General features: G+C 60.0%; 18 protein-coding genes and 1 pseudogene. 12 read left to right on the top strand and 7 right to left on the bottom strand.

All coding sequences use genetic code 11. The annotated features are described in order from the left end of the window. Positions 1-594 precede the first annotated feature (594 nt). Together QJT82_RS43150 and QJT82_RS43145 are read right to left on the bottom strand one after the other, a co-directional pair. Positions 595-1,017 (bottom strand): type II toxin-antitoxin system VapC family toxin, encoded by a 423-nt coding sequence (locus QJT82_RS43150; RefSeq protein WP_016846333.1) that lies wholly within the window; start codon positions 1,015-1,017, stop codon positions 595-597. Beyond that, the gene (locus tag QJT82_RS43145; protein ID WP_016846334.1) at positions 1,014-1,268 is read right to left on the bottom strand and encodes a plasmid stabilization protein; all 255 of its coding nucleotides are present in this window, start codon (positions 1,266-1,268) and stop codon (positions 1,014-1,016) included. The genes QJT82_RS43150 and QJT82_RS43145 overlap by 4 nt, the downstream gene beginning before the upstream one ends. A 405-nt stretch (positions 1,269-1,673) precedes the next feature. Here QJT82_RS43145 and QJT82_RS43140 point away from each other — a divergent pair, with 405 nt between their 5' ends. Then, on the top strand, positions 1,674-2,117 hold the full coding sequence (locus tag QJT82_RS43140; protein ID WP_080583587.1) for a DUF3883 domain-containing protein: 444 nt from the start codon (positions 1,674-1,676) through the stop codon (positions 2,115-2,117). A 497-nt stretch (positions 2,118-2,614) separates the two neighbouring features. On the opposite strand, the gene QJT82_RS43135 is transcribed toward QJT82_RS43140, so the two are convergent. Continuing rightward, a complete protein-coding gene (locus QJT82_RS43135; RefSeq protein ID WP_080583586.1) occupies positions 2,615-2,824 on the bottom strand; it encodes a hypothetical protein in 210 nt (69 codons plus the stop codon). A gap of 341 nt (positions 2,825-3,165) precedes the next feature. On the opposite strand from QJT82_RS43135, the pseudogene QJT82_RS43130 reads away from it, so the two are divergent. After that, positions 3,166-3,399, top strand: a pseudogene (locus QJT82_RS43130) (SDR family NAD(P)-dependent oxidoreductase); the annotation flags it as partial. A 361-nt stretch (positions 3,400-3,760) separates the two neighbouring features. On the opposite strand, the gene QJT82_RS43125 reads toward QJT82_RS43130, so the two are convergent. Beyond that, positions 3,761-4,654: an ImmA/IrrE family metallo-endopeptidase gene (locus QJT82_RS43125; protein ID WP_028343750.1), complete on the bottom strand. Its 894-nt coding sequence runs from the start codon at positions 4,652-4,654 to the stop codon at positions 3,761-3,763. After that, positions 4,651-4,971, bottom strand: coding sequence for a helix-turn-helix transcriptional regulator (locus QJT82_RS43120; RefSeq protein WP_028343749.1), 321 nt, complete (start codon positions 4,969-4,971; stop codon positions 4,651-4,653). The genes QJT82_RS43125 and QJT82_RS43120 overlap by 4 nt, the downstream gene beginning before the upstream one ends. A gap of 199 nt (positions 4,972-5,170) precedes the next feature. On the opposite strand from QJT82_RS43120, the gene QJT82_RS43115 reads away from it, so the two are divergent. The 7 genes from QJT82_RS43115 (at position 5,171) to QJT82_RS43085 (ending at position 11,012) form a co-directional block, all read left to right on the top strand. After that, positions 5,171-5,650 (top strand): hypothetical protein, encoded by a 480-nt coding sequence (locus tag QJT82_RS43115; protein ID WP_264641763.1) that lies wholly within the window; start codon positions 5,171-5,173, stop codon positions 5,648-5,650. Continuing rightward, a complete protein-coding gene (locus QJT82_RS43110) occupies positions 5,575-6,702 on the top strand; it encodes a transcriptional regulator (RefSeq protein WP_264641764.1) in 1,128 nt (375 codons plus the stop codon). The genes QJT82_RS43115 and QJT82_RS43110 overlap by 76 nt, the downstream gene beginning before the upstream one ends. Before the next feature lie 63 nt (positions 6,703-6,765). Then, on the top strand, positions 6,766-7,500 hold the full coding sequence (locus QJT82_RS43105) for an E2 domain-containing protein (RefSeq protein ID WP_259245102.1): 735 nt from the start codon (positions 6,766-6,768) through the stop codon (positions 7,498-7,500). Beyond that, on the top strand, positions 7,500-8,408 hold the full coding sequence (locus tag QJT82_RS43100; protein WP_028343747.1) for a TIR domain-containing protein: 909 nt from the start codon (positions 7,500-7,502) through the stop codon (positions 8,406-8,408). The genes QJT82_RS43105 and QJT82_RS43100 overlap by 1 nt, the downstream gene beginning before the upstream one ends. A gap of 141 nt (positions 8,409-8,549) precedes the next feature. Beyond that, positions 8,550-9,530 (top strand): DUF2235 domain-containing protein, encoded by a 981-nt coding sequence (locus tag QJT82_RS43095; protein ID WP_202948944.1) that lies wholly within the window; start codon positions 8,550-8,552, stop codon positions 9,528-9,530. Next, a complete protein-coding gene (locus QJT82_RS43090; RefSeq protein ID WP_202948943.1) occupies positions 9,511-9,681 on the top strand; it encodes a hypothetical protein in 171 nt (56 codons plus the stop codon). Before QJT82_RS43095 ends, QJT82_RS43090 begins: the two co-directional genes overlap by 20 nt. 722 nt (positions 9,682-10,403) lie before the next feature. Beyond that, the gene (locus tag QJT82_RS43085) at positions 10,404-11,012 is read left to right on the top strand and encodes a hypothetical protein (RefSeq protein WP_028343746.1); all 609 of its coding nucleotides are present in this window, start codon (positions 10,404-10,406) and stop codon (positions 11,010-11,012) included. 22 nt (positions 11,013-11,034) lie between these two features. Here the strand turns inward: QJT82_RS43085 and QJT82_RS43080 are convergent, their stop codons facing one another. After that, positions 11,035-12,513, bottom strand: a complete 1,479-nt coding sequence (locus QJT82_RS43080) for a hypothetical protein (protein WP_157788156.1) — start codon at positions 12,511-12,513, stop codon at positions 11,035-11,037. A gap of 140 nt (positions 12,514-12,653) precedes the next feature. After that, entirely contained in the window at positions 12,654-13,487 is an 834-nt protein-coding gene (locus tag QJT82_RS43075) for a serine protease (RefSeq protein WP_028343744.1), read from the bottom strand. 374 nt (positions 13,488-13,861) lie between these two features. Between QJT82_RS43075 and QJT82_RS43070 the strand changes: the two genes are divergently transcribed. From QJT82_RS43070 to QJT82_RS43060, 3 genes are all read left to right on the top strand, one after another. Next, on the top strand, positions 13,862-14,950 hold the full coding sequence (locus QJT82_RS43070; protein WP_051003292.1) for a DUF3616 domain-containing protein: 1,089 nt from the start codon (positions 13,862-13,864) through the stop codon (positions 14,948-14,950). Beyond that, positions 14,947-15,258 carry a hypothetical protein gene (locus tag QJT82_RS43065; protein WP_028343742.1) on the top strand — a complete coding sequence of 104 codons (312 nt, stop codon included), beginning with the start codon at positions 14,947-14,949 and terminating at the stop codon, positions 15,256-15,258. Before QJT82_RS43070 ends, QJT82_RS43065 begins: the two co-directional genes overlap by 4 nt. A 204-nt stretch (positions 15,259-15,462) precedes the next feature. Then, positions 15,463-17,541: a hypothetical protein gene (locus tag QJT82_RS43060; protein ID WP_209910184.1), complete on the top strand. Its 2,079-nt coding sequence runs from the start codon at positions 15,463-15,465 to the stop codon at positions 17,539-17,541. The last annotated feature ends 50 nt before the right edge of the window (positions 17,542-17,591 follow it).

The raw sequence follows: 17,591 nt of genomic DNA, 5'->3' as shown, positions 1-17,591 counted from the left end.
GTCTGGACCAAGAAAAAGGTCCGTCAACGCCGTTTCAAAGGCCGCCGTATCACTCAGCTCTGATTCCGGGTACTAGTTTCAGGGCCAGTTACCGGGAGGCGCGGTGGGCCGGACAGGTGCCGCGTCGGTCCAAAGCAGCGTGCACTTCATCGAGCTTGATGGAGGCCCGCTTCGCGACGAGCTGCCGTAGGAACTCCTCATGATCGTCGATCTGTGACTGGACGCCGAACTTGCGCGGCGCGACGGCACCGGTCTTCCGGCAGTCCTCGGCCCACGGATGGCCTAGCGGTAGGGTAGGTCCATAGCAGGGTGGATAACGTCAGGAAGGCGAGTGCCCGTCTTACGTTTTGCGGATCTGCCGGGGCCTGGTTTGTTTCCCGCCGGGACAGGGGAAGCAATCGTGGACGCCGAGGGCGCAGTGCCAGGAGCCAAGGGGGACTGACTGGACGGCCGAGCAGGTCGCCATCGTGGTCGCCAATTATTTCCTGATGCTCGAGCGGGAGCGGGCCGGCGAGAAAATCAGGCTATTCGGATTACGGTGTGGAGCACGTCCAATTCTTCGTTTAATCCGCAGCCGATGCATCCGGATGCCTGTTAGCTGGTTGCAGTCCAGGGATCGATTATCGTCAGACCGGCAGCATTGAACGCACTCGTGTCGCGCGATGCCACCGCGAAGCCGTGTGCGGCGGCGATCGCGGCGATGTAGCCATCGGGCGTGGGGAAGCCTTTTCCGGCCGCGCGCGCCTTAACGGCGAGTTCGGCATAGCGCCGCGCCGCGGCGGTATCGAAGGGCAGGATGCGGGCCGTGAAAAGGTCCAGCACGCCGTCGAGCGCAACTGCCAGCCTGTCCTTGCGCCTGCCGCGCGGCAGCGCGCCGATACCGAACAAAAGTTCGGCGACGGTAACGCTGGAAAGAAACACCGTCTCGGCCGCTTGGGCGTCGAGCCAGTGGCGGACCGATGGATGCGGTTCGGGCTTCATCGCCTCGGAGACCACATTGGTATCAAGCAGTATCACTCGAGGTGCATCGGCTCAGCGGGACGCACGTCGCGCCCATGTTCAAGTGCCTCGACATCGGCATTGGTGAGGCCAATCTTGCGGCTCATCTCCGAAAGGGCGGTGCCTAGCCGCAGCCGGCCCTGGGGACGCACGGCGGCCTCCAGAATGGCGCGCATTTCCGCTTCCGCGCTGCGATTGTGCTGCGCCGCACGGACTTTCAGGGCGCGATGCGCCTCCTCAGAGAGGTTGCGGATGGTGACAGCGGCCATGATAGCGTCCTCCGGAGATTGATTGCGATGATATCAAAGTAGAGCTCTTGATGGCATTTTTCAAGGGTGATCGCGGTGCTCACGCGCCGGGCCCCGGGAAACCTAAGGATGAGCGCGGCTGGCGCGGCGCCTCCATTCCTCCCTCTGCGGATAATCCGATTTTTTCCAACATCCCCACACCGTAATCCGGATAGCCGAAAATCAACATGGCCGATCTGTACCGGCGGCTATCGCCGGAGGTGGGGCGATCCGAAAAGGCGATCGAAATGGAAGCTCGGCAACGTGTCGGCCGTCCTGGAGGAGCCCGGGATCGCCCGGATCCCCGGGGCTGCTCCGGCCAACTACCAGGATTCCCTGGTGGAGGCCGTTGAGGCCCAGTTAGGGCAGCATCCGAAGTGATCGACTGTGTCGGTGAAGCCGCCTTTCACGTCGGCTGGAGGCCGGTTCTGGTCCCGCCACCGGCGTTTTCCGAATTCGGACGCGCAGGATGACCGGCCGGCGCTGCAGCGCCTAGTTGGCAAGTACGATCCGGCAGCCAGAGACGAACACAACCGCTCCCTGAGGCGCGCTGGCGAGGAGATGGTGTTCAAGTTCGAGTACGACCGGCTGTGTCAAGCCGGCCGGCGCGACCTGGCCAAGAAGATGGATTGGCCCGCGGATCGCGGCGAGGACCATCGGGGTTACGACATCAGATCCTTTGCGCCAGACAACGGCGAGGAGCGGCTGTTCGAAATCAAGACCACCAACAGGCACGCTCGCACGCGCGTCTGGCTGTCCCGTAACCAGGTTGAGACGGCTGCGCATAACCCAGCGGGCCTACCGCGTCCGGAGAATCTTCGACTTCAGTAACGGAGCGGAGATGTTCGACATCAAACCGCCGCTTGATGTCTGCTTGTGTTTGACGCCGGACAAGTACGTGGCCGTGCCGAGGTGAGGCTCCAAGCAATTCCGAATACATCATCGGCGGCTCTGTCATTAAGACGTCCAATGGTCGACTGATCTCCACGACAGCTCGGTGGAAATATGGTTAGCCTTTACGCCCCGATGATTTGCATTGGGGCGGGCGGACTTGCCAGCGCCGGTACTAACCGACACTGATCATATTCGTGATGTCAACCGCGATGTCGCAGCAAAGAGTTCGATTATCGCGAGCAAGAATTTGGCGCTCATTGAGGGATTGAGGCCAGGAAGCGCCTTGCAACCACCCACAAAGCCGGGTGGTCGGGGCTGATCTCGCTGCGCGCGATGACGACCCGCGCGACTAACTCGTGGGACAATAGTCAAGCACCTAGGCGACATTGTCCGCTGACGCGCCAAACGTATTCGCTTTCGCACTAAGCTCTCGGTCAATTGACGCTGCTTGAGAGCTGAGCGGGTACCGGAGAGTCTTGAGCGTCAAAGTATTCTTCGAGCTCACCAACCGCTCTTTGCTCCCATTCGTCGGCCTGTGTCAGCAACGAGATTCGTTGGACTGGGCGGAATGCTGCAGCTTGACGGCACAGCGAAGCTATTGCGCGGTAGCGACGCACGTTTTCCAGAATTGCCGATCCTGTCATGTTTGATTTTTCCCATTCAGCTTCGCGACGCGAACATGAGGCGGATCGATTTTCGATTGGTTAGCGGCCGGCTCGGAAAGCATCTATGGTTGGCAAATCCTTGCGATTTGTAACCTCTCTGCCCCCTCAACACGGGACGTCTGATTTCCAACCGAAGAATTTTGGCCATGGGCATGATTGGGTTCTGGATACGGGACAATTTTTGGTACGTGGCCGAAATAGCCTCGCCATCCACCGCCAGAACGAACGTTGACGGGTTGGAAAAGATCAGCGACGAGCGGTATCGGAAGTGATGCGTCGGTGCTGTAGAGTGCGCTCCAAAACATCCGGAGGTGCAGCGCATGGCGATCGTATTCATTACTGGAAGCATGGATGGTCTCGGCCGGGCGGTGGCGCAGTCGCTACTCGATCAGGGACATCGATTGGAGCTGCACGCGCGATCGGAAGACCGCGCCGCAGCCCGGAGAGCTCGCGTCGTGCTCCGAACGTGTTGGGGTCGAGACCTGGAGAGCGGCGCCGAGACGAAAGGCATCGCGGACCAAATAAAGGCGATCGGGCGCATTGATGCGATCATCCAAACACAGGCGTCTCTTAATCAGCGGGTCCCAGGTTCGAGCCCTGGTGCGCCCACCAATCTTTCAGGGAAATCAATAGGTTGGGCGATCTTCGTGAGAGCGCAAGCTTCCCTTGCGCGCTGGGTCACAAAACCAATTGGGGAGCTCTCTTCGTCGATTGCGACCGCGGAGATAAGCGAGTGGCTTGGTCATGGCCTTGCGCTCGGTCTGCGCTCGCGTGAGGCCGAGGGGAGCTTCGTAGGTTGTTGGCGAAGGCCCATGCAAGAGCGAACTACTATTGTCGGCAACGGGGGGCTTTTCGCACGCCTTGAAGCGAAGGTTTGAAGGTCGCGACGGGCCGAGCCGAAGGCGCTGCTCTCGGTTACCTGCGGAATGCGTCGAAAGTATCCATTAGCTGATCGTCTTCCGGACTGGACAGCCCTAGCGCAGGACCGTGAGAAGGGAAGATGAGCAGCGACAAAGTCATGTCGTGGTATTCGGAGAATACGACGGACTCTAGCACGGGCTCGCGCGCATTCCACACGCCCGCCGGATGCTGAATTTCAGTCACGCCTGCGGCGATACCGAGAGCTGCGAGCGAGTGCTCGGGGACCGGTGTTGTTATCTGTTTGGCTTTGAAAAACACCCCCGACCTGAATAGCGCGTCACTGCCCCGAGACCAGTCGACGAAACCATCTTTGCTGACCACCAGCATGGCCCGACGCTTCGTCGCCTTTAGCCAGTTGAGGACGACTGCCGTGAGTGAAACTTCATAGCGGTCTCGCAACGTTTCGAACTGGGCCAACGTCGGCTTGATGAAGTCGCGCGTCTGCTCTCGGAAGTCGTCGGGAGGCATCAGTACGAAGGCAGCAAAGCTATTGGCCTCCGCCTCTATGCGGCCATACTCGGAATTCCACGACCACATGTCGCGCCGCGAACAGTAAAAAGGCTCGCCGGAGAGATGACGGTGCGCGAGATAATGCCCCAGCTCGTGGGCCATCGTGAAGTTGATGCGTCCTTTCGATGTGTGGCCGGTGTCGTAGAAGATCGCCCACTCTTTGTCGTCGTTGGGAACGAGAGCACCCTCGAACTTCCCAGCGAAGTTCTTGCCCTCGACGTGCACGATGGGATCGCCTGGAAAAACATTCCGAGAATAGTCCTGGGCGATTTCGGAGATCCTGATAGGAAAACGGGGCTCGCCCAGCAGCTTCTTACCTTCGCGGACATAAAGCGAAACCCGGGAGGCCCAACCTTCCCACGTCGTCGGCATCTTCATTTCTTCCGGCTCCAAGTGTCGATCATGTCCATCACCCGCCCCTTGGTGTCGTCATCGAGATTGTTGAATTTGCGGAAGAAGGCTTCTTTGACCTGCTGATCGTCGAAGCCCGCCTTGTCATCGACCAGGTAGTCGGTGGTCGTGTCGAGCACCCTTGCAATGTCGATAAGTTTTTCGGCCGATGGCTTGCGCTCGCTGCGGTTCTCGAGCTCCCACAAGTAGCTTTTGCTGGCGCCGCTGAGCTTGGCCAACTCGTCCAGCGAGTAGCCCTTCTTCTTACGGAGTTCTTTCAGCTTCTCGCGGAGCGAAGCGGGCATTCGCGGCAATTCTCCAGCCTATGCAATGAGTTAGTTTGTGTTCGATATACCGTACGGGAACGTGCTTGACAAGCGAACAATAGGTGTGTTCGATATACCGAACGTTTTCGTGATGGAGTCGGCTGGAGCCGCGGGTCGGATGACCTAACCCGGCACTGTGGTCAGGGACCCAGTGCTTACGACAAACTGGAGTTTTCTCGTGAGCAATTCCTGGAAATATGACCGCGCGAAGGAGGCGATCGACAAGCGCTTCGAAGAGGTCAAGACGGTCGAGATCGTCGATTACAAGCGAGAAATGTCGCTGGAGTCGATCCCGACCAACAAGGCCTATCGGGTCGACAGCGTCCATCTCTACGCCGACATTCTCAACATGGGCGACATCCTCGCCACGACCGAGAAGGAGGGCGAGCGCTGCCATAAGCGAACGTTGCGCTTCCTCAACCTCCACCAGCGCGCGGTCCATAGGATCCTGTCGCGCTGCGACGCACGTCGGGTGGACTTTCACAACCAGCGTCTTCATTCCCTGGTCGCAAAGCCATATGGGACCGACGAGGCGAAGAAGCGGGTTTGTCGTGCGGTCGCGATCGGCAAGCTCATATCGACGTGCTCGCCGAGACCGGAGACGACGACGAGGACATTCCCAATGCGAAGGTCAGAATCGGCATCGACAGTGGTTTGACGCTGGCCGTCAACAACGGGCGCAACGGCAACCGCGAGCCGCTGTTCCTGGGGTCGGCGGCGAACCTCGCCGCCAAGCTGGCATCCAACTGGCGGGCTGAGGGCATCTACCTCACGAATGGGGCCCGCCAGGCGGCAGGTCTCGAACAGGCTGAGGACGGCAAGGAGGGAACGACGCCGCTCACGGCGGACCAGATCGCCTTTTGTCAGGATGTCGCCAAGCTCGAGGTCGGCAAGGACGCAATAGTCAAGGAATGGCGTCAGGACAACAACGACAACCCGATCGGCTCGTTCGACTTCTCGCGTCCGACGCCGCCGCTGCGCAGCTTAGACATCTCGGTCCTCACGCCCGGCAACTCCCGCCGGATGGAGGCCGTGTCGGTCTACGCCGATCTCGACGGGTTCACCAAATACGTCGCCGACAACATCGACAAGAAGGCTGCCGACGTCGTGCGCTGCTTCCACGTCATCCGGTCGGAACTCGACCGGGTCGTCGCCTCCGACTTCGGTGGCCGTAGGATTCGCTTCATTGGTGACTGCATCCACGCCCTTCTGATGGAGGGAACGGCTCATACCACTTACGAGGAGGATACCATTTCGGCCGCGACGCTGTGCGCGGGTGCGTTGAGGAGCAGCTTCGACCTCGCCCTCGAGCGTCTGAAGGCGAACAAGGTCGGCGTCGCCGGGCTCGGCTTGGCGATCGGCTACGAATTTGGCCCGATGACCGTGACGCGTCTCGGCATGCAGGGCGATCGCGTCCGTTGCTCGGTGAGCCGCGGCGTTCTCGCCTCGGAGCAGGAGCAGTGTCGTTGCAACGGCATCGAGACCGCGATCGGTCAGTCGGCATACGACGCCGGCAGCGACGCGGTCAGGAAGCTCTTCGGCAAGACGCGCAAGCTCTCCAGCCTCGACTACGACACGGCCGTGGACTCGCTCGAAGCGGAGGGCGACAAGGTCGCAAAGGACGCCGCGATCGCTGCGTACGCGGTGGCGGCTCCCGCAATGGCCAAGGCGGTCGAACAGCCGTTCCGCCCCTTCAGCGAAATGCCGTGAATGCCACCGAGCCCATTTGAAATCATCAGCGGTGTGTCGGCTGCGCATCATGCGCAGCCGATCGTGCTTGAGCGCAACCATGCCATCCTGGACGTCGCCCCGCCGACCGTCTCCGGGGCGCCCGGGCCGACCTACAGGCTGAGGATCGAGGGAGTCGGTTATGCCGCCGTGGTGCGCGAAGTCACGCCGACGCTGTTGCCTGCGTGTTGTCCCGAACGCCACATTAGTTGCGACGGCACCTTCTGCCTGTACTGGGAGGAAGCCGAACCTCTCTCCGTCACGGATGCGGATTCGGCTTCGGTCTGGTTCGGCAAGCTCCTCGTGTTCTTGCGCAGGCAGCGGGTCGCTGCGGCGCGGCGGCAATGGCCGGCCAAATCCGAAGCCAGAGCGCACGGAATGAGTGCCGCGCGGCACCAAGCCGTGGCGGAGCGTGCCGCCTCCGAGCTCGGCCCCCGATTCAGAAAGCATCTGGACGAGCTGCGTCTCAGCACGCAGCGCAAGTCGGTCGCGGGCCAGCCACGGATACGTCTTCTGCGCGACGGCGTTCGTCTGGTCACGGTCTCGGAACGGGATTCCCGCCTGATGACCAAGCGGGCCCGCTGCAAATGCGATGATGCAGCACGGCTTGGCCTTCCGGCGTGCTCTTGCGACGACCATGAGGCCTCGCTCACGGATCTCACTGTCGCATTGCACGGCTGGAAACGGGCGGAGGAGGATTTTTATGCAGCCTACACCGCGCTGGGTATCGAATGCTGCGGAACCATGGACGACTGTCCGCTGCGGAAGGAAGCCGCGTGATGATCAACAGATTTCACGGCGAACGGGGGCATGTCCTTCTGATCGAGGAACTGCGAAAGCAGAAGATCGCGGTCGGGATCGCCGGTGCCGCGGAAGCGCTGGCCGACAGCGGGGTCCTCGAAGCCGTCGTCAAGGACCAAACGCTGGTGGAGCAGAACGGTACAGACAACGACATCTACCTGGTGGTCGCCGGCGCGTTCCGCGTAGTCGTTAACGGCAAGCAGGTCGCTCGCCGCTTCAGCGGCGATTCGATAGGCGAGATGGCGACCGTGTCGCCGATCCAGAAGCGCTCGGCCACTGTCGTCTGCGACGAGGACGCGGTGGTGTTGAAGATCGAGGAGCCGAAGTTCTCGGAGATCGCCACGCACTTCCCGGAAATCTGGCGTCGCGTCGCCCAAGAGGTGGCGAGGCGTCTCGAGCAGCGGAACGTATTCATCAGAGAGCCCAATGAGAAGATCCGCGTCTTCGTCATCTCGTCGGCCGAGGCCCTGCCGGTCGCCCGAGCGATTCAAAACGCCTTCGCACATGATCCGTTCGCTACCGTCGTCTGGGCCGACGGCGTCTTCCGGGTCACGAACTACACGCTCGAATCCTTGGAAAACGAACTCGACCGCTCCGACTTCGCCGTGGCCATCGCCCATCCCGACGATCGGACCGAAGTGCGAGATGTGGACTGGCCGACGCCGCGCGACAACGTCGTCTTCGAGCTCGGGTTCTTTATGGGACGCCTGGGTCGAAGCCGCGCTATCCTGATGGAGCCACGGGCGACACGCGTCAAGTTGCCGAGCGATCTCGCCGGCGTCACGACGATTAGCTATCGTTACGACCCGAAGGACCCGGCCCCAAGCATGGCCTCCGCCTGCAACGAACTGCGCGAGCACATCATACGGCTTGGGCGAAACGTCTGATGGCTACGCGGCAGTGTCGGGGCGCAGGCGAGCGTTCGACCGCGTCCGGGTCACCGTCTTGGCGGCACAGGTTCAACCCGACGTCATCCGTCGGTTGCTGGCCTCAAACTTCGCTGCGAGGCCAACGAAATGGAGGCTGCGTTGAAAAGACTTGCCATCTTTCTTGACGGAACGTTCAACACGCTCAACAACAACACCAACGTGTGGCGCTTGCGCTCCCTCACATCCGAGACGGCGGACCAGCGGGTTTATTACAGCCAAGGCGTCGGCACGATTCGCGGCGAGGTCTTTCGCGACGGCGTCGCAGGCTATGGCATCGACAACGAGATCATCGAAGCCTACACTTGGCTGATCCAGAACTTCGACGACGGCGACGAGATATTCATCTTCGGTTTCAGCCGCGGAGCGTATACGGCTAGAAGCCTTTCCGGCCTGATCAGCAAATGCGGGATCCTGAAACTAGGTGCGCCGCTTTCGATAGAACAGCTTTACGCGCGGTATCGGCTGTATGTGGCGCCGACCATCGGGTCGTTGCTCGGAAAGCCGCTACCGCAGGACGCCTCCCTCGAGGAGAGATGGCTGACGAAGTACTCGAGGCCGACCAAGATCAAGTTTGTTGGCGTTTGGGACACCGTCGGCTCGATGGGCATCCCGCACGGTAGCGCCGAAGCCAAAGTCCACAAGTACCGTTTCCTCGACACGCACCTGCGCCTCGACAACGAATATGCGTTTCACGCGTTGGCACTCGACGAACACCGCGAGGACTTCGAGGCGACGTTCTGGACGCGGACCGTGAAGACAGGAGAGGTGGGCGCTCCCGATCGGCCGGTCGGGAACGTCGAGCAGTGCTGGTTCGTGGGTTGCCACGCGAACGTTGGCGGTGGATACGCGAGCGATCCGTTGTCGCAGCGGCCCTTGGTTTGGTTGATGGATAAGGCCGGAGCGCTGGGACTGGTCTACAGGACGCGGTCGACCTCGACACGGCACAGATCGCGCCGCCAACAACGACTCATACGCAGAGTTCGGAAAGGGGATCTATCACTTCTTCTCGAAGCGGTTCTATCGCTCCGCTGGAGCCACCCCGGAGAAGGGGACGGCGGCGATGACATCGCGCATCAATGAGACGATCGACGGATCGGTATTCGCCCGCTGGCGCGCTGACGAGACCTATCGTCCGCTGAACCTCGTCGCTTGGGCGAAGAGCAAGCAGGTCGACCCCGCCAAATTCGTCGACACCGTGATGGCTGCCGATCCCAATGTTGTCGTGCCATGACGGGGACGCCCGCGGCAAATCGCTCTTGCGCGAGACGGCACGCCTGTTCCCCGCGCACGGCCTCGGTTCCTCCTACGCGAGCGCGCTGCTTCAGGTGAGGCGTGCGGTAAGGTCGGGCGCGCGGAGAGACAGAACAAGGCGGACCATCGGCTCGGACCGTCGGGTCCAATCATTCCGAGTATTGGAGCAGCCGCGGAACGATGACCGTAGAAGGCCGATCGGCGACCTTTCTGCGTTCTAAAATCCGGATTATCGTATGGGAGGCGGCTGACCGAAAATGCTACGAAATACTCTGTGTTTGTCGTGGGCAATCTCTAGCCGCGTCCCGAATTAAGGGGCAAGGAAATCAATAGAAGAGTCTGTTTCGATGCGAGGCCATACTATGGTCAGAGCGGGTAATCGTCCGGACGGTGAGATCGTCTCGCGATCATTTCCTGGCTTTGAGGACCAAATCCACTCGTCGCACTCAATTGGCGCGATAGTAGCCGAACTGGTGAAACTGGACGTTGACGCATCGGCCGCGCTCGAGGGCACCGATCTTACCATTTCTCATCTCGATTCCCACGCGACGAGAGTTTCTTATCGGCAACTCGACAATGTTATTCGCAATGCCCTGAATCTTTCGAGCGATTCAGCGATCGCGCTACATGCCGGTCGGCGGATACATGTAACGTCGTACGGAATGTACGGATATCCGCGCGCCATCGAGAGGGACCCCGGAGATGATAAAGACGCTTCTCGCTCCCATTCGAGCGGTCACGCGGTTTCCTCTCGTTCAATTCGCCGTGGTGATCTTTGTAATCTTTGTGCTGCAGGCCGCCGATGATAGCTCTCTCTTTGGCCAGATTTTCGGTGGCCTAGACAGGCTTGTAGATGAGACAGTTCGGTCGGTTTCGGCTGTTTTCACCGTCAAATCATTCACGAAGTCATGGCTGACATTCGGCTTTATGATCGCCTATGTGTACCTGGCTTTTTGGCTGATGCTGTTAATTTGCGGCGCGGTGATGCGATCTCTAATCGATTACGCGGGCCGGATGAACTTTTTGTGGTCGAGGAATCTGATAGCCAGGTCACGTGGCGTCGCAGCGTACCGCGCGTGGTTGCCCCTTGAGAAGATCCGGCCGCGACATATTCCTCAACAGGCTTGGGAAGAGCAATTTGCCTGGCCTCCGAACGATAGGCCGCCGTACCTGCCGTTGGGGCAGCGTGTCTTGCGAGCGGCGGCGGCATATGTGCTTATAATCACGCTCGCTCTCGTGATCCTTCAGTTCCTTACGCCATTTCACGTACTTACCTGGTTGGGCGCCACGCTAGGCTATCGGACCGGCTGAGACGGGGGGCGACCGGTAAAATCTAGGGTTTGGCCAGCAAGGTAATGTGGTCCGTCGCAGTCGGTCCGGAATTTCCAAACGTCAGCTCGACGTCGACTCGGCCTTCTCCTTCTATTTTGATTGAACCGACGGCATATTCGAATCTTGTCATGGATCCGTCCAAACGTCGCGCGGTGGACCTGATTTCCGTTCGTTTGATTTCCGCTCCATTGAGTTTGACCGAAAGCAAGGCCACCGGGGCGACCGCATCGTCGGGAGCCGCGAGCGAAAGTATACCCGTAGCGGCGAAGCCATCCGGCACGCTATTGTCTTCGACGAGTTCGACGGACACGAATTCGATCGGGAATCTCGCGGAAATTCCTAACTGGCGGCCGACTTCGACTGTCGGAACATTGCCGTTGAAGTCGTTGAAGCCCATCTCGCACCGGAACAGAATGGTTTCAAGCTTTGCTTGAGCGTTCTCGTCGTTGAAGATGCTCATGTGAGGCATGAAGGAGAGAAAGCCACCACCCGGGTTGCCAAAAGTAGCGCTCCGCAGGGTGACAGTTCCGTCGCCACGCCGTTCGACGTAGAGCATCTTTCCTGTTCCGATGGTGACGCTTTGGCGGGTGCCGTTTCGATCTCCGGCAACGATGAAAAGGCCTTCAGCGGGCAAGCCGGTACACGTGGTAGCGTTGCGGATATGTTTCGGGAAACCACCCTCGACGATCTTCCTGAGTTTGGCAGCGGCTTTCAAGGCGTCGGTGGCATGCTCGATTGAGATATCGTGCCTTGCGAGATCGAGCGGCAGGGCGGAGAAATCGGCGGGATCGAGTAAATCTAGCGAACGGGGTTTTGGGCCGTCCGTGGACACGCAGCAGTTTTCGTAGGTAGGCAGCAACTCGTAGAGCGAGGGCCAGGACATCAGCGTCCGTATGATGGTGTCGGTGCCGCCTATTAGCCAGCGCGAGGCGCGGCCCCATCCTAAAAAAGGAGTTGCGACGGCGGTGACCGATCCCCAAAAAGGCGTTCCCATGGTGATGACGGTCTTCACGCGACAATTCCTCGGGAAGTCGCATTTGCCGTCCGGCCCCGACGGTGCATCGTATTGGGTGGTGTAGATTAGGGATACCAATCCGCCCATACTGTGCGCGAGGATGTCGATTTCTTTGCCCGCCAGCTCAGGTCTGCTCTTGATGAAGGCATCGAGGTCGGCTGCGGTGTCGAAATTGCTGCGGCGCCAGTCGTAGGGGAACAGAAAGAGGTTTCTATGCTCACCCGAGCGCGAATAACCGAGAGATCGTAGGTATTGCCAGAGCGGCTCGTATACGTCGACCTTCAAGGGCCCCAAAGCGATGAATTGATTTAGTGTGCCGCAAGTTGCTCTGTAGGTGGCATCCGAATTGCCGGGGTCGCATGTGTCGGCCGCCGATATCTTTCGGGGGCCGTCCACGATGCGGAGATTTTCCAGGTGCCGGAGTCCGTCGAGCGTCCCCCAGACGAGCTTGCCATCGATCCACAATTCCGACCCCGCGATCCCGGGGATGACGATCAGGGGACGGGGCGGAGGCGCGTGCGGCTGAGTGTTTCGGTTGCCTGCCGCGTGACAGTCACCTAACCAAAGGCAGGCAATCAAGATCGTGACGACTCTCAACATAGCGATCAATTGGGCAGTTTTTCAGGATTGGGTGGAAGTGGACATTTGTCCGTCAGTGCGAGTTTGAACGTCGGTCCGGAACGGTATCGTAACTGGCAATAGAATTTGTACTGCGCTTCGCGAACGATGGCGGCGCCGCCTCTCATCCCGGTGAAAAATCGCTCGTCTAGCTTGCCGTGGTCCTCGATCGACACGTCCTCGCCAGGATGAGAATTCATCTCGGATGACCTGAGAGCCCCGCAGTAGCCTTCGCTGGTTGATCCGCCTCTGAGCCAGTCGGATTCATTGCGTGGGCCGAGGATGTCGCGATCGTAGCGCTCAACACCATGGCTCGGATCGCGGCAAGCGACCGCGCAAGCCCCGAGAACGAAGCTTCTCAGCTCCCGTACCGACGTGAAGTAGCTCTCTGGGCTAACGCCGAAGGATTGGCCTCCCTTTAGCACGCCGACCAGATGCCACTCATCCTGTTTCTCGACGAGAAATACAGGGCCGCCGCTAAAGCCAGGCCTAGTCTGAGCAGATAATCGCCGGAGCTTCCGATCCTGCGGTTGTCCTTCATTCAGGACGCCCACGTTCAATTCGAGGCGCGGGACGTATCCGCCCTCAGTATTGGAGATACCTGCCACATTCAATTGCGTGCCAACTTGGTCGACGTCGGCATCCGGACAGGTACTCAGTCCTCGCCGCGCCAAACCCTCAAATTCGAGCAGGGCGGTATCCACGTCAGGGACGCTCTTTTGAACGTTCGCTCGCCTGACTTCGGTCAATAGCCCGGTTTGTTGGTCTCTGAACCTTATGACGACGGTGAAGTCGGCTAAGCCAAAGTCGGTTTCGCCCATCCTTCGGGCGGAGCCGCGACGACGTGATTTGCGGTTATTACGCTTCTGGTTGTACCGACGACGAACCCAGTCCCGTTGCGCTCGACGGCGGTCCCGTTGGCCGCCTTTCCGCGCACGGCCACCATCACGATCGCATTCGCGACATCGTTGCGGCTGTCAGCCGCGGCGGCTTGAAGCGATGGCGCCGCTCCAACCAGAGCGATTTATGGGTAATAACAGCCGCACTCTTGTCCTCCGGTCCGTGGTGGTAGTGCCAGCATCGAGGTCGCAATGGTATCCCGCAAGCTCGACGAGGTGAAGTATCTAGTTTACTCACGCCAAGATTGCGTACATACTTCGGCTTTCATCTTTGCGTCCGATTGTTTGAGACTGTTATGTCGAAGATCATTCGAAGGAATGCCTTAGCCGCCTTGGCCGTCATAGCGACGGTGGTGCCATTCTCCCTACGAGCGACTTCGGTCAGATCGTCCGCCCTCCAGGTCGCTGTTCCGCTGACCGACGACAAAGGAAAACCAAGCAACGACATAAGCGGTATCAGTTGCCTGGAGCCGCAAGGCGGAAAACGGACTTGCGTAGTCATCGACGATCAAGGGCGCCTGGCGCAAGTGGCGACGGTCGAAGCATCGACGCTCACGGGCCAAGCCAAGATCAGGCTGATAGGCAAGGCTCACGCGCCGGTTGATATTGCTGGGACCGAGCCAGGCATCGACCCGAAAGTCGTGAAGTGCTCGGCGGGGAAGGACGACTTCAAGGATCTGGACGGAGAGGCTGTCGCTCTCGACGACAAGTTCTTCTATGTCGTCGGCTCCCACGGTTGCTCGCGCAATAGTAACAAATTCCGAACCTCGTCTTTCATTTTGGCGCGTGTCCCGATTGACGTCGTCAGAACCGCCTCTGGCGCGCCCAACAACGTCGATACGATTGGACCAAAATCCACGAGTTACCGCCTTTCGGAGGCGCTTCTCGCGTCGCCGACTCTCAAGGACCACTATGCGCTGGATCTAATGACCAAGAACGGCCTCAACATCGAAGGACTGGCCGTCGCCGGCGGCAAGCTCTATGTGGGCTTGCGGGCACCGGTTATCGGAAAGAAGGCCTATCTGGTCGCCGTCGACCGCGATTGGCTATTCGATGCCTCTCGCCCCGTTGCGCAGGCCGATATCCGCGAAATCGATCTCGATCTGGGGGGCCGAGGGATCCGAGATCTCGCCGTCATGGCGGACGGCCGGCTTCTCGCCCTCGGTGGTCCAGCGCAATCGGACGACTTTTCCTTCGCCTTGTACGCCGTGGAGCCAGCGAGCAAGACGGCGACGCCGATCGCCGAACTCGTCGATGTACCCGACGGCGGAAAGGCGGAAGCGTTGCAAATCTTGGCGCAAGCTCCGACCACGCTCGATCTTCTGGTTCTCTTCGACAGCGCGAAGGGTGGGGCACCCCGAAGGTACCTGATCGACTTGAAATGATGATCGGCGGTGAACAACCGTTCATTCCGGAGGAAGGCGGAAGCAATGCGGACGGTTTCGAATACCATAGCCGGGTCGGCCTCGACGATGGTTTTGCGGAAAATACCGGGTACGCGGCCGTCGATGTTATGCACGACAAGTCTCGGCGCTCCGATGTCGCCGGCGACCTTTTCGAAAAGACGTTCGATCGAGACAGGGTCCGTGGCGTCGCAACCATACCGGCGCACACCGTGCTCCTTCTCGAGAGCCTCAAGAGCGGCTTTATCGGGATTGCGGGCTGCGATGGCGACGCGCATGCCGCTGTTTGAGAACAGGCGAGCGCAGCTTGAGCTGACGCCCGGGCCGCCGCCAATGATGAGCGCAACGCCTCGGCAGAGGGTTTGTTGGACTTGGTCATACCACACGCTATTCTAGGCGGTGTCGCTTTGGCTAGGCGTCAAAAGGCCGGTCCACCGGCGAACATCTGGCCCGTTTCCCTGGCGGATACCCGTCATCCTGCCTATCTAACCTAAATGGATGCTAGGACAGAGTCCCATCTTGCTGCACTGAAGACGGCGCTCCAGACGCTTAAGGACAGCGGCACGGATGGCTTCGAAGGATTGCTCGCGACAGTTCTGTCCGAAGTGTGCGGACAGCCGTTTCGCGTTGCGTCCAGCGGATCACAACGGGGCCGTGACGGCGACTCGGCCTTCGACGAGGGGGCGACTTACTTCGAGGCGAAGCTGTACGAAGATGCGGTTCCCCAAGCCGCCGTGTCCGGCAAGATCGTCGACCTTGCGAACGACGACAAGGGGCAGGTCGATACCTGGATTCTGTGCGCGACCAGCCCGGTGAACTCCCAGCACGCGGACAAGTATCGGGGTTCGCTCGCCGCGATCGGGATAGGCTGCCTGATTCTCGATTGGCCTCCGGGCACACTGCCGCCGCTTGCGGTGCTGCTTGCCATGGCCGCGCCGCGGGTCGAGCGGTTCGTGCTGGATCATTCGCAAGATCCCTCCACTGTGACCGGCATTCGAGACGATCTCGATGCCGTCGCTGCTGACAGCCAGTTCGCCGACATGTCGACCAATCTGAGGTCGATGGTTCGCGATGGAGCGGTCGGGCTCGGCTTGGCGAAGGCCGCCAATCAGGCGGCTCTCGTCAAGGCGTTCTCGGACCGTCGGGAGGCGCGAAGGCTGTTTGGGCAGCCGCTCGCGCCGATGGACAAGTCCGGGCTTGCTTGGGCCGAGCGACCGGCGCTCGTGCAGCGGATTCAGACCGCGATTTCCGGTCCTCCCGATAACCGGGTTGTCCTCGTTCTGGGAGACGAGGGGACCGGCAAATCCTGGCTCGTTGCGAAGGGATGGAGCGCCAGCCAACCCACGCCGTTGCTCGCGGCCTTCATGGCGAGCGACCTGTCGATGCCGGAGGCCATAAATAACCTCGAGGAGTTCCTGGTATCGAAACTTGTGTCGCAGACCGGCGGGATCGTGACGGACGCTATACGCAAGCGTTGGAAACGGCGCTTTGACGGATGGCGGGCGAACCCCGCGCCGAAGCACGTGCGGCTCGTGGTCTGGGTCGATGGGCTTAACCAGGCGATTAGCTTTCCTTGGGCCCGTTGGATCGATGCGATGGCTGGCTTTCTGGAGGAGATCGGCGGCCGGTTGATCGTCACGACGAACAATTGGCATCATTCCCAGATACGCTGGACAGTGACGACGCCATTGGAGCGCGTGATAGTCGCTGATTGGTCGGAGGCCGAGCTCAAGGGGATTCTTGAGGCCAGGGGAATCAGGTCGGATGTCTTGGCGGCCGAGGTTTTCGGGTTTTTGCGGAATCCTAGGATTCTAGGGATCGCTGTCGAGCTTCTCGACGCCAGGGAAATCGAACGTGTCGACGAATTGACCGTCGGCCGACTGCTGTTCGAGCACCTCCGTCGGCACGATGCTGACCCTACAAGCGCCGGCTCAGCGCTTGATTTCGCGAAGACGCTCAAGTCGCATGCCGAAGAGATGCTTGAGCGGCTGAAAAGCCAGAATCATGACGATCTCACGATCTTCGACCTGGGAAAGGAACTCAACGCGGTTTCGAGGAGCCGCTTCTTCGAGCCGGTGGAAGGCGAAAGCGATCTGTACGCCGTGCGGAAGGAAGGACTTCCCTTGGCGCTCGGCCTGGCTTTGACGAGCGTTCTTCGCAAGGAGCTGCGGGCCAATCGAGACCCCGAGGCCAAACTAGCCGAGGTGATGGAGCCCATCAGTGCCCTTTCGGAGACCTCCGATGTGGTCTTCGCAGCGTTGCAGATTTCCTTTCTTCAGGAAGGTTGCCCCATCGAGGTGCAGGCGGCGTTGGCAAAATATTTCGTCGGCTTGCAGAATGTATCCGATGATCTTTATCCGGCGTTCGAGGCGATGGCGAAGCGATCTCCAGAGCCATTCTTGAGGGCGACGCACGACGCCGCGTTTTCTCTGGTTATGCTGCCAAACTCCAGATGGCTCATAGTAGCGCTGCTTTCGGCATCGGCAGATCCAAAGCATGCCGCGGAGATAGCCCGCCAGGCGCTGGAGTGGCTAGCCCGCCATTCTCTAGTACCCGGAATCAGAGCTGAGTGATACGGCGGCCTTTGAAACGGCGTTGACGGACCTTTTTCTTGGTCCAGACG

Origin of the sequence: Bradyrhizobium sp. Mp19 (assembly GCF_029952935.1) — a bacterium.
In the GTDB taxonomy this organism is placed as follows: Bacteria; Pseudomonadota; Alphaproteobacteria; order Rhizobiales; family Xanthobacteraceae; genus Bradyrhizobium; species Bradyrhizobium elkanii.
The sequence above is the reverse complement of the archived record's forward strand: the minus strand, read 5'-3'. Positions and strand labels throughout refer to the sequence as shown.

Bases quoted from the DNA above. Each gene is read 5' to 3' on its own strand.
- QJT82_RS43145 (WP_016846334.1), bottom strand. From the start codon at position 1,268: ATGGCCGCTGTCACCATCCGCAACCTCTCTGAGGAGGCGCATCGCGCC.
- QJT82_RS43135 (WP_080583586.1), bottom strand. From the start codon at position 2,824: ATGACAGGATCGGCAATTCTGGAAAACGTGCGTCGCTACCGCGCAATA.
- QJT82_RS43125 (WP_028343750.1), bottom strand. From the start codon at position 4,654: ATGAAGATGCCGACGACGTGGGAAGGTTGGGCCTCCCGGGTTTCGCTT.
- QJT82_RS43120 (WP_028343749.1), bottom strand. From the start codon at position 4,971: ATGCCCGCTTCGCTCCGCGAGAAGCTGAAAGAACTCCGTAAGAAGAAG.
- QJT82_RS43100 (WP_028343747.1), top strand. From the start codon at position 7,500: ATGATCAACAGATTTCACGGCGAACGGGGGCATGTCCTTCTGATCGAG.
- QJT82_RS43090 (WP_202948943.1), top strand. From the start codon at position 9,511: ATGACATCGCGCATCAATGAGACGATCGACGGATCGGTATTCGCCCGC.
- QJT82_RS43085 (WP_028343746.1), top strand. From the start codon at position 10,404: ATGATAAAGACGCTTCTCGCTCCCATTCGAGCGGTCACGCGGTTTCCT.
- QJT82_RS43075 (WP_028343744.1), bottom strand. From the start codon at position 13,487: ATGGGCGAAACCGACTTTGGCTTAGCCGACTTCACCGTCGTCATAAGG.
- QJT82_RS43070 (WP_051003292.1), top strand. From the start codon at position 13,862: ATGTCGAAGATCATTCGAAGGAATGCCTTAGCCGCCTTGGCCGTCATA.
- QJT82_RS43065 (WP_028343742.1), top strand. From the start codon at position 14,947: ATGATGATCGGCGGTGAACAACCGTTCATTCCGGAGGAAGGCGGAAGC.
- QJT82_RS43060 (WP_209910184.1), top strand. From the start codon at position 15,463: ATGGATGCTAGGACAGAGTCCCATCTTGCTGCACTGAAGACGGCGCTC.